The organism is Nocardioides sp. (assembly GCF_044226765.1).
In the GTDB taxonomy this organism is placed as follows: Bacteria; Actinomycetota; Actinomycetes; order Propionibacteriales; family Nocardioidaceae; genus Nocardioides.
In genome coordinates, this window is the sequence record NZ_JBGAGJ010000016.1 from 76,561 (window position 1) to 86,737 (window position 10,177).

Consider the following 10,177-nt stretch of genomic DNA (forward strand, 5'->3'; position numbering starts at 1 on the left):
ACCGGCTGGGAGCGTGCCGGTCATGGAGAAGCAGTTCGACGTGCGCGCCATCGGCGCGGAGCTCTACACCTACCTCTACCCGCTGGTGACGATGGAGATGACCCGGCGCCAGATGACGAACGCGCCGCTCGGGGTGGTGCCGGGCCGCGGGCCGATGAACACCTTCGTCCACGTCCGCCAGTTCCCGGCCGCGGACTTCCGCGTGGTGGTCCGCCCGAACTTCGACACGCTCTACTCCTCGGCGTGGGTCGACGTGTCGGCCGAGCCGATGGTCGTCTCCGCACCCGACACCGACGGCCGCTACTACCTGCTGCCGGTGTACGACATGTGGACCGACGCCTTCGCGTCGCCGGGGTGGCGCACGACCGGCACCGGCGAGGCGGCCTGGGCGCTCGTCGGTCCGGGCTGGAGCGGCGACCTGCCCGACGGCGTACGCCCGATCCACTGCCCGACCTCGACCGTCTGGATCATCGGCCGCACCCAGACGGTCGGTCCGGCCGACTACGACGCGGTCCACGCCGTCCAGGACGGCCTCTCCCTGACGCCGCTCTCGGTGTGGCCGTCGGCGGCCCCGCCGGCGGAGGCGGTCGTCGACCCGGACGTCGACGACCGGACGGAGCCGCTGCGCCAGGTCAACGCGATGTCGATGGTCGACTTCCTCACCCTCGGCGCGGAGCTGCTCCGCGTCCACCCGCCGCACGCCACGGACTTCGCCGTGGTCGAGCGCGCACGCCAGATCGGGTTCCACGCCGGCGAGCCGTTCGACGCGTCCGCCGTCGACGACGGGGTGCTCGCCGAGCTGGCCGGCATCCCCGGCGAGGCCCTGGCGCACCTGCAGGCAGTGCTCCCGACGATGACGCGGATGACCAACGGCTGGTCGATGAACACCGACACGATGGGCGTCTACGGCAACTTCTACCTCAAGCGCGCGATCGTGACCATGGTCGGCCTCGGTGCCAATCAGGCCGACGACGCGATCTACCCGCTCCAGATGGCCACCAGCGACGGCACTCCCGCCGACGGGTCGAGGCGCTACGTGCTGCACTTCGCGGCGGACGCGCTGCCGCCGGCGGACGCCTTCTGGTCGGTGACGATGTACGACGACGAGGGCTTCCAGGTCGCGAACCCGATCGACCGCTTCGCGGTGGGCAGCATGACCGGCCTGCGTCCGGAGGCGGACGGTTCGGTGCGGGTGCTCGTGCAGCACGACGACCCCGGCGGGGAGGAGTCGGCCAACTGGCTGCCCGCGCCGGCCGGTCCGTTCTCGCTGTGCATGCGGCTCTACGCCCCGCGCCCCGAGGCCCTCGACGGCCGGTGGAACCCGCCCCCGCTGACGCCCGCCTGACCGGTCCGTCCGCGTCGTCGTCCCGCTCGCCCCTCCGATCCCGACAGTGGTCCGATTCAGGGGAGTCAGCGGTCCGGGCCGGACAGGACACTGGGGGCCATGACCACCGCTCCTCGTGACGCCACCGCCGTCATCCGTGCCCAGCACCAGCAGGCGCTCGACTCCCTTCCCTTCGACGACGACCGGGACTTCGAGGACGCCCGCCGCGGCCTGGTGGCGCCGCTCGACGGGCCGGTCCTCGGTGCGGACGGTGCGGTCGTCTGGGACAGCTCGACCTACGACTTCCTGGAGGGCGACGCTCCCGACACCGTGCACCCGAGCCTGTGGCGGCAGTCCCGCCTGGCGGCGATCGGCGGTCTCTTCGAGGTCGTGCCGGGCATCTACCAGGTGCGGGGGCTCGATCTCTCGAACGTCACGTTCGTCGAGGGCGAGGAGGGCGTCGTCGTCATCGACACGCTGCTGTCGGTGGAGACGGGGGCGGCGGCGCTCGCGCTCTACCGCAAGCACCGCGGCGACCGACCGGTGAAGGCGGTCGTCATCACGCACTCGCACGCCGACCACTTCGGCGGGGTCCGTGGCTTCACCTCCGCCGAGGAGGTCGCCGGCGGCGAGGTGCGCCTGTTCGCGCCCGAGGGCTTCGTCCAGCACTCCGTGTCCGAGAACGTCTACGCCGGCATCGCGATGAGCCGGCGCGCCGGCTACATGTACGGCGCGGCCCTGGACCGCGGTCCGCGCGGCCAGGTCGGCGCGGGGCTCGGCCAGACCGTCTCGACCGGGACGGTCTCCCTGCTGGCGCCGAGCGACATCGTGACCACCACGGGCCACGAGGAGACGGTCGACGGCGTGCGGATGGTCTTCCAGATGGCCCCGGACACCGAGGCGCCGTCGGAGTTCCTGGTCTACCTCCCCGACTTCAAGGCGCTCTGCTCCGCGGAGGACGCCACGCACGTCCTCCACAACCTGCTGACCCTGCGAGGCGCCGTGGTCCGTGACCCGCACGGCTGGGCCGGCTACCTGACCGAGACCGTCGACCTGTTCGGCGACGAGGTGGAGGTCGTGTTCGCCTCCCACCACTGGCCGACCTGGGGCAACGAGCGGGTGGTGGAGTTCCTCTCGCTCCAGCGCGACCTCTACAAGTACCTCCACGACCAGACCCTGCGGATGCTCAACCAGGGCCTGGTCGGCGCCGAGATCGCCGAGCAGATGACGCTGCCACCGGCGATCGAGAACGCCTGGCACGCCCGTGGCTACTACGGCTCGGTCAGCCACAACGTGAAGGCCGTGTACCAGCGCTACCTCGGCTGGTTCGACGGCAACCCCGCGCACCTGTGGGAGCACCCGCCGGTCGAGCGGGCCCGCCGCTACGTCGCCGCGATCGGCGGGGTCGACGTGGTCGTCGAGCGGGCCAGCGAGGCCTTCGACGCCGGCGACTTCCGCTGGGCCGCCGAGCTGGCGAACCATGCCGTCTTCGCCGAGCCCGAGCACGCGGAGGCACGGACCCTGCTCGCGGACACCTATGAGCAGCTCGGCTACGGCTCGGAGAACGGGACCTGGCGGGACTTCTTCCTCTCCGGTGCCACCGAGCTGCGCCACGGGTCGTTCGGCACGCCGACCCAGACCTCCGCGGTCGACATCGTCGGCCAGCTGACCCCGGCGATGCTCTTCGACGCCCTCGCGATCCAGGTCGACGGTCCCCGCGCATGGGACGAGCGGATCACCGTCGACGTGGTGCTCACCGACGTGGGGGAGCGGTACCGCCTGCGGCTGGCCAACGGGGTGCTCACCTACAGCGACCGGCCCCAGCGCGGTGCCGCGGACGCGACGATCACGACCACCCGGTCCACCCTGCCGCTGATGGCGCTGGGTCTGCTCTCGGCGGACGGCTTCGACGGCGCCGGTGTCGAGCTCGCCGGCGACGCGTCGGCGCTCGTCCGCCTCGCCGGGGTGCTCGACCCGGGTGACCCCGACTTCGCGATCGTCACCCCGTGAACGCCGCCATCGGGCAGTCGCTGCCGATCGCGGTCGGCGTCCTGATCAGCCCGCTGCCGATCGTCGCCGTGATCTTGATGCTGGTGAGCGGCCGGGCCCGTGCGAACGCGGTGACGTTCGTCGTCACCTGGTTCCTCACCGTCGGTGCGCTGACCCTCGTGGTCGCGCTCGCGGCCGGCTCCGCCACCCCGGACGACGGCAGCCAGCCCGCGTGGTCCGGGTGGAGCAAGATCGTCCTGGGCGTCGTCCTGGTGCTGATGGCGGGACGACGGTGGCGCGGTCGCCCGCGCGACGGGGTCGAGCCCGAGCAGCCGCGCTGGATGGCGGCCGTCGACGGGTTCACGCCGGTGAAGGCCGCCGGCCTGGCCGTGCTGCTGGCCGCGGTGAACCCCAAGAACCTGCTGCTCTGCCTGTCCGGCGGCGCGGCGATCGCGACGGCCGCGGCCGGCGACGTCACCGCGATCGTCGTGGCCGCCGTGGTCTTCGCCGTGGTCGCGAGCATCGGCGTGGCCGCCCCCGTGGCCGTCTACCTGACGACGGGCGACCGGGCGGCCGACCTGCTCGCCGGGATGAGGACGTGGATGGTCGAGCACAACGCGGTCATCATGGCGGTCCTGCTGCTCGTCATCGGCGCCAAGATGATCGGGGACGGTCTCAGCGTGCTGTGAGCGTCGCCGTCACTCGGTGACCAGCCCGAGCCGGCCGGCGAGCGCCGCCGCCTCGGCCCGCGTGCCGACCCCGAGCTTGGCCAGGATGTGGGACACGTGGTGCTCTGCGGTCTTCCGGCTGATGAAGAGCTCGGCGGCGATCTCGGGGTTGCTCCGCCCGGCGGCGACCAGCGCCAGCACCTCTCGCTCCCGGTCGCTGAGCGAGGCCACCTCCGACGGCGCCGTCCCGGCGGCCGGTGGCGCGGCGAGGAGCCGGGTGCGGTCCGCCTGGTAGGGACAGCCCAGCCGGTCCAGCCGGTCCAGCCGGTCCAGCCGGGCCGCCAGATCGGTGAACCCGGTCGTGTCCGCGCGGGCCAGGCCCGCAGCCCGCTTGACGAGGAGCCCCGCGACCTCGTTGCCCCGTGCCGCGGCGGCGGCGCGGCGCAGCCGGTCCTCGGCGCCGTCGCCGGACCCGGCGGCCCCGGCGAGGACGCCGGCCTCCGCCCAGAGCGCGGCGTGCCACGGCAGCCAGAGCCGCTGGTTCCACCTGACCCCACCGGGGACCGCGTCGGGGGCGAACGCGAGCCGGTCCAGGGCGCCGGACGCGTCGTCCCGGTGCAGCAGCACGAGCCCGTCGAGGACGCTCGTCCACAGGTGGGCGGGGTCGTCGCACCAGCCGGGGTGCCGGGTGAGCTGCCGGGTGATCGCGATCCACTCGTCGCGGCCGAGGTCGTCGCCCAGCACGCCGAGCACCATGGCCACGGCGTACGACGCCGGCGCGAAGTTGTTCACCGTCGGCCGGCCGGTGCGCTCCCAGCCGGTGCGGAACAGGTGCGCGCTCGTCAGGACCTCGTCGAACCGGCCGGCGAGCGCGCCGAGCTCCAGCTGACGGGCCAGCCCGATCTGCGGCTCCTCGCGGAGGAACGACAGGGCGGCCAGGCCGTCGGCGTGCCGGCTGCCCTCGTCGAGCCGGCCGGTGCCGAGGCACACGTGCGCCGCCATCAGGTGCGCGTCCGCGTGGTCCATGCCGCTGTACGCGTCGACCGGCACCGCCGCCATGCCGGTCAGCCGGGCTCGCACCGTCGCGAGCGCCCCCTCCAGGTCGCCGGCCTCCAGCTGGGCGGCGCACACCTCGTCGAGGGCCGTGTCGACCAGCAGCGGGTCACCGACCGTGCGGGTGACCTCCACGGCGGCGAGGCACTCGGAGACACGGCGCGGGCGGTCACCGCGGGCGACCTGGGCGGACACGATGGCGGCCGCCACCTCGTCGTCGTCGGGCGCCAGCTCCCGGGCGCGCTCCAGGCACCGGTCGGTGGCATCGGTCCGTGCGGGTCCGCTCATCGTGCCCTCGTGCCGGTGCCACCAGGTCGCGATGTGGCAGAGGTAGAGCCCGGCGCTCCGGGGGTCGCCGCCCGCCGCAGCGGGCAGGTGCCCCATCCGGTCCCCTATTCGGTGCCGATGCGGGAGGCCGAGGCGGGTGGCCGATGAGGGGGGGTCGGACCGGCGCGGTGCCGAGACGGCGGAGGCGGACGGCGCTCAGCGCGCCGGCCGCCCCCGACCACCCGTCACCCGCGCGCGAGCCAGGGGGTGAAGGCGCGGCGCTTGCCGACCCAGTCGACGAGGCCGTGGCTGCTGCCGTCGGACCGGGTGCCCGACACGCGGACGGCGACCCGGACGTCGCCGGGGTCGCCGAGGGCGGCGCGTGACATGAGGACGCGGGCGCGCTCCTGGCGGTAGTCGATCCGCAGGATGTAGTCGCCGTTCTCGACGGGGTCGCCCCACGTGCTGCGGCCGAACCCGTCGGTTGCACGCAGGACGTAGTCGGTGCCGGAGTAGTAGCCCGCGGTGAAGACGAACTCCGGGCCGCGGTTGTGGCGGTCGGTGTCGACGAAGATCGTCGCGCTCGAGCCGGAGGCCGGGTCGCGGCGCAGGTTGACGTGCTGCGTCGTGACCGCGACGTTCTCCTGGCCGTTGCGGACCGAGAGGGAGAGGACGTCGGAGCCGTGGTGGGTGTCCCGCGGGTCGTCGATGCCGTAGAGCTCGGCGTGGGCAGGCCCGGCGATGCCGAGGGTGAGGGCGGCGGCCGACAGGGCGGCGGCGGCGGTGGTGCGCATGAGGGTCTTCCTTCGCGTGGGTGGGTCGCCCTGTCGGGCGGCCGCCGGTCGGCGGTCTCGGTGGGGATACGCCCCGAGGTCGTTCACGGTTGCATCCGGTCCGCGGCTTCTTCGGCTGCTCGGCGGGTCCAGCCGCGCCGCCAGTAGAGGACCGTCAGGCCGATGGCCGCGAGGCAGGCGCCGACGAGCGCGAGGAGGCGCAGGTACGGACGGTGCGACGTGGCGTCCCGGCTGACGCGCATCGGGTCGTCGAGTGCGAGGGTCACCGGTTGGACGTCGGGCGGCCCGGGCGCGGTGTAGGTGACGCCGGCGAACGGCTCCGGTCCGGGACCGCCGGGGTTGTAGAACGCCGAGTAGCCGCCGTCGAGCGCCGGGATCTCGACCGCCTCGACGTGCCGGGCAGCGGCCTCGTCGCCGTCCAGGATGATGTCGATGTAGTTGTCCCGGTCCTCCTGGTAGCAGTCGTCGTAGTAGATGCCCGCGTCGTGGTCCTCGCGCTGGCCGAGGTCCGACAGGCCGACCACGCGGAGGGTGCCGCCCGCGAGGTCGTAGTCGACCCCGACCCGGTCCATGAGGACCTGGTCGCCGTCGGGCCCCCGCGCCCGGATCCTGAAGAAGTCCTCGAACATGTCGGGTCGCACCCCGGTCACCCCGTCCGGCGAGAAGCCGCCGGAGGTCAGCACCCGCAGCCGGAAGTCACCCCCTCCGTAGAGGGCGAACTCGTCGTTGGGGAGCGTGCCGGACCGCTCGAGCAGGCTGACGCCGCCCTCGCCGACCGGCTCGGTCCCCACCCGGTTCAGCTTGGCGCCGACCAGGACCGGCCCGGCGTCGTACGGCGAGGTGTCGGTCGTCCAGGTGAGGCCCACCGCGCTGACCTCCCGGCCGTCCGGACCGACCAGCACGAGGGGCGTGTCGTCCGCGACGACCTCGAGGCGGACCGGGAAGACCGCGCCCGGGTCCGAGCTCGGCAGCCGGTTCCCGAAGTCGCCGAACAGCACGACCGTGTTGCGCTCGTCGGTCTCCCAGTTCGGGTTCATGCCGGCGGCGTGCGGGCGGACGGTCTCCCCGGTGTCGAGGGTGAGCTCGAAGTCGGTCGGGTCCACCGTCTCGGTCGCCACGGGCCAGCTGAAGACGACCGGGAGCCCGTCGTCGTGGTCGACCCCCGAGCCCTCGAAGGCGCGCTCGACGCTCGACGTCGAGGCGGCCGACGTCCGGTTCTGGTCGGTCGGCTCCTTGCCGTTCCCGCACGTCAGGCTCCCGTACCAGGAGCCGCCCGCCTCCTCGACCGTCTGCTCGTCGATCTCGGGCAGCCCGATGATGTTGTCGAAGCCGAGGCCGGCGGACAGGATCTCGGGCTCCGCCTCCCAGTAGTCGGCGCCCTCGAGCTCACCGTTCGTGAGCTGACGCAGCACCGAGTCGCCCAGGAGGCTCAGGGCCAGCACCGCGACCAGCCCGAGCCCGACCAGGCCCACCACAGCCGTGGCGAGGAGGTGCCGGCGTCGTCGGGCCATGGTCGGTGATACCACTGCCACGTGTCGTCGGTCCCGACGTTCGCCGACATCGGACCCCACTGGCCGGCTGACAGGGTGTCCCTGTTGGCCGCCGCGCGCGGACACCTCGTCTGGTGAGAGGATCCGCCGGTGTTCACGAGGCCCGGTCGACTCCTCGCGCTCGGCGCGAGCGTGCTCGTCCTGGTCGTCACGGCCGCTGTGGCCTACCTGCTGCTCCCGCCCCGACAGACCGGCGACGTCGCCGTGCCTGCGCCCAGCGCGTCACCGGATCAGGTGGTGACGGTGTACCTCGACGCCGTGAACGCACACGACTGCGACACCGCCAGGGCCGTGATGACGGAGGGCGCCGAGGACGGCGCCACGTCGTGGTGCGAGGACGTCGCCAGCCTGACGGACGTCGACGTGAGCGACCACGTCATGGAGCGTCCCCAGGACTCCGGCCACTCGGCTCCAGAAGAAGTCGCCAACGTCCCGGTCAGCTTCGACCTGAACTGGCGTCCCTTCCACGACGACGTCTCGATGCCCGAGGGCGCCACCACGTGGGGCTTCCTCCTGGTGCGTGAGTCGGCGGACTCGCCGTGGCGCATCTTCGACCAAGGCACCGGCTGACGAGGTGCGCGCGCCACCCGCCAGGTGGGTGCCGATGCGGGGTCGGTCTAGATCCGTGGGTGGTAGCCGGGCTTCGTGGGTTGGTGGCGGTGGTGGAGGTGGTGGTGGCGGGGGCAGAGGAGTCGTCCGTTGGCGAGGTCGGTGGGGCCGCCGTTGGACCATTCGAGGTCGTGGTGGGCGTGGCAGCGCCACGGTGGTGCGTCGCAGCCGGGTTCGGTGCAGCCACGGTCGCGGAGCGCGAGGGCGAGGTGCTGGGCGGCGGTGAAGAGGCGGGTCTGGTGGCCGAGGTCGAGGACCTCGGAGCGGGTGCCGAGCACGGCGGGGATGATCGCGGCCTGACAGGCCAGTCGGCGGGCCTCGCCGGGTGAGATCTGGTGGCCGGTGTCGAGGATGACCCCGGCCTGGTCGAGCTGCCCGACCAGGGTCTCGTAGGAGAGGGTGACCACGACGGTGGCGTTGGTGCCACCCGCTTTCGGGAGCTTGTCGGCGGGGAGGCGTTCGAGGAGCTCGCAGAACGCCCTGCCGAGCCGCTCCGGCGTGGGTCGGCCGGCGGTCTGTTTGGCGGCGTCTGCTCCTTCGGTGGCGGCGCGGTGGTTCGGGGCGGCGAAGGCCGTGACGGCCTTGAGGAGCATCGCGCCGTGCAGGTGCGGGAGGACGAAGGAGCCGACCAGGCGGCCGTGGTCGTCGAACCGGGCCCGGAGCCGGCACGCCGCCAACGCGTCGGCCTCCTCGCGTTCGAGCAGCGCGGCTTCGTGGGCGTCGGCCAGGTCCGGAGCGATCACCTCGAGGAGTCGGCGGCCCAGGATCCGCAGCGCGCCGGCGTGGTGGTCGGCGGCGAGCCCCACCAGGTGCTCTTCGGCCTGTGCGGTGAGCTCGGGTCCGACAGTGTCGGGGAGCTGGTCGACGGCGTGCACGACCACCCGCGCCTGCTCGAGGTTCAGGTGGCCGGTGGCGAGGGCGTCCGCGGTGTGGGGGTGCGCCTCCAGCGCCTGGGCGAGCTTCACCTGGCTCTTGGCGGCCCGGGGGGTCTGCCGGGTGGTGTGGGCCCAGGCGGCGGTGGCGTCCCGGGTGTCGACCGACTCGGCGTGCGCGGCGACGCGGAGCTTCAGTGCGGCGACCTGTGCCTCGAGCCGGGTCAGCTCGACCAGTGTCGTGTGCGCCTGGTCGGCGTCCAGGGACCACACCGACGCATCGGCCACCGAGTCGGCCACCGACCGCATCTGGGCGGTCGCGGCGGTGACCCGGTGCCGGGGGGTGGCGATCGCTGTCATGGATCAATGACAGCACTGACCACCGACAGTCATAGGCCAGAATCCCCTGTGTGCACAGGGGATTCGGTCACGATCGGGTCACGATCGACGGGCGTTCTCCACCGCCCGAACGGGGCCTGTGGAGGGGAGCTCGCGCGGCGCTGTGACCCGGGAAGCAACCGCAACCCGAAGCCCGTCGTACCCGCTTTGCTGCCTGTCGGTCGCAACCCGAGACGACCCGCGACCCGCCGACGCCGACGCCGCACGGCCTTCCGCGATCGCGACCAGGCCGGGCACGCGCCGACATCACCGATCGCAGGTCCCGGGACCCGGGTCCTGCGGGTCGAGCACTTCTCCTCTAGCGCCCGGGCGCCGGGACCGAGGAGGCTGGAGCCACGAGGAGATGGTCGTCGTGACCGCGCGCGTCGCCGTGCCCACGATCACCGGTCGGACTCGGTCCTCCGGGCGGGACGACGGCCCCCGTTGCTCCCCTGACCCGTTGGGAGGTCTGTCATGTCCGTCCAGAACCCGCCGCCGGCACCTGCCCCTGCCGCCTACCCGGCCCGCCTCCGGGTCGACTACACGCCGGAGCACCGGCGGGTGACGACCCTGTTCCGCCTGGTGCTGGTCGTCCCCATCATGATCGTCTACTCGATCCTCACGGCCGGGGTGACCCGCACGGTCTACGAGGAGGGCGGTGACACCGTCAGCA

Annotated in this window: 9 protein-coding genes; 5 read left to right on the forward strand and 4 right to left on the reverse strand. The window is 73.1% G+C overall.

Translation table 11 applies throughout. The annotated features are described in order from the left end of the window. Nucleotides 1–22 precede the first annotated feature (22 nt). The 3 genes from ACILRH_RS22300 to ACILRH_RS22310 all read left to right on the forward strand — a co-directional run bounded on the left by ACILRH_RS22300 (nt 23) and on the right by ACILRH_RS22310 (nt 4,002). Nucleotides 23–1,345 (forward strand): DUF1254 domain-containing protein, encoded by a 1,323-nt coding sequence (locus tag ACILRH_RS22300; protein WP_395696272.1) that lies wholly within the window; start codon nt 23–25, stop codon nt 1,343–1,345. Nucleotides 1,346–1,444: 99 nt separating this feature from the next. Next, the gene (locus ACILRH_RS22305) at nt 1,445–3,334 is read left to right on the forward strand and encodes an alkyl/aryl-sulfatase (RefSeq protein WP_395696273.1); all 1,890 of its coding nucleotides are present in this window, start codon (nt 1,445–1,447) and stop codon (nt 3,332–3,334) included. Beyond that, nucleotides 3,331–4,002 carry a GAP family protein gene (locus tag ACILRH_RS22310; protein WP_395696274.1) on the forward strand — a complete coding sequence of 224 codons (672 nt, stop codon included), beginning with the start codon at nt 3,331–3,333 and terminating at the stop codon, nt 4,000–4,002. Before ACILRH_RS22305 ends, ACILRH_RS22310 begins: the two co-directional genes overlap by 4 nt. 9 nt (nt 4,003–4,011) lie before the next feature. Here ACILRH_RS22310 and ACILRH_RS22315 read toward each other — a convergent pair whose 3' ends face one another. From ACILRH_RS22315 to ACILRH_RS22325, 3 genes are all read right to left on the reverse strand, one after another. Next, nucleotides 4,012–5,418, reverse strand: a complete 1,407-nt coding sequence (locus ACILRH_RS22315) for a LuxR C-terminal-related transcriptional regulator (protein WP_395696275.1) — start codon at nt 5,416–5,418, stop codon at nt 4,012–4,014. A gap of 128 nt (nt 5,419–5,546) precedes the next feature. After that, entirely contained in the window at nt 5,547–6,095 is a 549-nt protein-coding gene (locus ACILRH_RS22320; RefSeq protein ID WP_395696276.1) for a hypothetical protein, read from the reverse strand. Between the two features lie 83 nt (nt 6,096–6,178). Continuing rightward, nucleotides 6,179–7,606 carry a hypothetical protein gene (locus tag ACILRH_RS22325; protein ID WP_395696277.1) on the reverse strand — a complete coding sequence of 476 codons (1,428 nt, stop codon included), beginning with the start codon at nt 7,604–7,606 and terminating at the stop codon, nt 6,179–6,181. Between the two features lie 129 nt (nt 7,607–7,735). On the opposite strand from ACILRH_RS22325, the gene ACILRH_RS22330 reads away from it, so the two are divergent. Then, on the forward strand, nt 7,736–8,215 hold the full coding sequence (locus tag ACILRH_RS22330; protein WP_395696278.1) for a DUF4829 domain-containing protein: 480 nt from the start codon (nt 7,736–7,738) through the stop codon (nt 8,213–8,215). 47 nt (nt 8,216–8,262) lie between these two features. Here ACILRH_RS22330 and ACILRH_RS22335 read toward each other — a convergent pair whose 3' ends face one another. Next, the gene (locus tag ACILRH_RS22335; RefSeq protein WP_395696279.1) at nt 8,263–9,486 is read right to left on the reverse strand and encodes a DUF222 domain-containing protein; all 1,224 of its coding nucleotides are present in this window, start codon (nt 9,484–9,486) and stop codon (nt 8,263–8,265) included. A gap of 492 nt (nt 9,487–9,978) precedes the next feature. On the opposite strand from ACILRH_RS22335, the gene ACILRH_RS22340 reads away from it, so the two are divergent. After that, nucleotides 9,979–10,177: hypothetical protein (locus ACILRH_RS22340; RefSeq protein WP_395696280.1), on the forward strand; the 199-nt coding region annotated here is incomplete at its 3' end.